1 protein-coding gene and 1 pseudogene are annotated in these 668 nt (G+C 70.4%); both read right to left on the bottom strand.

Annotated elements, in window-relative coordinates:
• Positions 1 to 399 (bottom strand): tautomerase family protein (locus G3I78_RS46715; RefSeq protein WP_164436677.1); only part of this gene is annotated, 399 nt, incomplete at its 3' end.
• Positions 400 to 418: 19 nt separating this feature from the next.
• Positions 419 to 668: pseudogene (locus G3I78_RS46710) on the bottom strand (MBL fold metallo-hydrolase); the annotation flags it as partial.

The raw sequence follows: 668 nt of genomic DNA, 5'->3' as shown, positions 1-668 counted from the left end.
GCCGGGGACGGCGAGGTCGCCCTCGATGTACTGGGCGCGTCCGAAGCCGAACGACCAGTCCTGCGGGTTGTTCTCGATGATGCTGAGGAAGACGTCCTCGCCGCGGATGCCGAGGGCTTCCAGGTGTTTGGCGATGGTGTGGTAGAGCTGCTGCTTGACCTCGGTGGTGCGGCCGGACTGGGTGAAGATCTGGATCATCACCAGCTGGTCGCTGCGCTCGAAGCCGAGGCCGGCGTCCAGGGCGATGACATGGTCCGCGTCATGCTCGGTGATCACCTGGAAGCGGTCCCGCGCGGGGACCTGGAGGACGTCCAGGATGCCCTGGTGGGCGGCGTCGGCGATGGCCCGGATGTCCTCGGGGCGGCGGCCGCGGACGAGGTCGATGCGTACGAAGGGCATGGCTGTGCTTCCTTAGCTGTCAGGGGGTCAGCGGGACCCAGGTGCCGTGGGGCGCGGTACGCAGCAGGGCGGACAGTCCGGCCTCGTGGAAGGCCAGCTCCAGCTCGGGCAGTCCTTCGGAGAAGTGGGCCCAGCCGTCGTAGTGGGCCGCAATCACCGTACCCACGCCCAGGACGGCTGTCGCGGCGGCGGCACCCTGCCCGGTGAGGGACAGGGGCCGGCCGTCGAACTTGGCCGGGACCCGGGCCGCGCCCGCGTGCAGGACGGCC

It is taken from the genome of Streptomyces sp. SID13726, from assembly GCF_010548375.1.
Classification (GTDB): Bacteria; Actinomycetota; Actinomycetes; order Streptomycetales; family Streptomycetaceae; genus Streptomyces.
Note: the sequence above shows the minus strand (reverse complement) of the source record. Positions and strands in the feature narration are given on the sequence as shown.